General features: G+C 71.0%; 1 protein-coding gene. It reads left to right on the forward strand.

Going from position 1 to position 479, the window contains the following annotated elements; all coding sequences use genetic code 11:
• Positions 1–29: 29 nt before the first annotated feature.
• On the forward strand, positions 30–479 hold a 450-nt coding region (locus tag C1J00_RS44115), incomplete at its 3' end, for a DegT/DnrJ/EryC1/StrS family aminotransferase (RefSeq protein WP_146046440.1).

Consider the following 479-nt stretch of genomic DNA (forward strand, 5'->3'; position numbering starts at 1 on the left):
GGCTTTCCCACGGCACATCTGGGGGGCGGATGGCCATAGGGGAGGCCGGTCCGGGTTCGGTGCGGCATGGTGCGCAGCCCAAGAGGCTGGAAGAGACCATGCGCGTTCGGCTCGGCCGGGAATGTGTGTACGTACCGTCGTGCCGCTTTGGGCTGTATGTGGCGCTGCGGCACTGGTGCCCGCCCGGCGGACGCGTGCTGATGTCGCCGGTCAACGACGACGTGATCTTCTTCGTGGTGCTCGCGGCCGGACTGCGGCCGGTGCAGGCGCCGTTGAACCCGCTCGACGCGTCCATCGACATCGATGCCGTGCCGGACGAGGTGTGGGGCTCGGTGTCGGCCGTGCTGACCACGAACCTGTACGGGAACCCGGACCCGGCGCCGCGCCTGCGGCAGAAGTGCGACGCCCTGGGGATCCCGCTGTTCGAGGACGGGGCGCACGCGATCGGCAGCCAGGTGGGGGGCAGGCCGGTCGGGGCG

The sequence above is a fragment of the Streptomyces cahuitamycinicus genome (genome assembly GCF_002891435.1).
GTDB classification, from domain to species: domain Bacteria; phylum Actinomycetota; class Actinomycetes; order Streptomycetales; family Streptomycetaceae; genus Streptomyces; species Streptomyces cahuitamycinicus.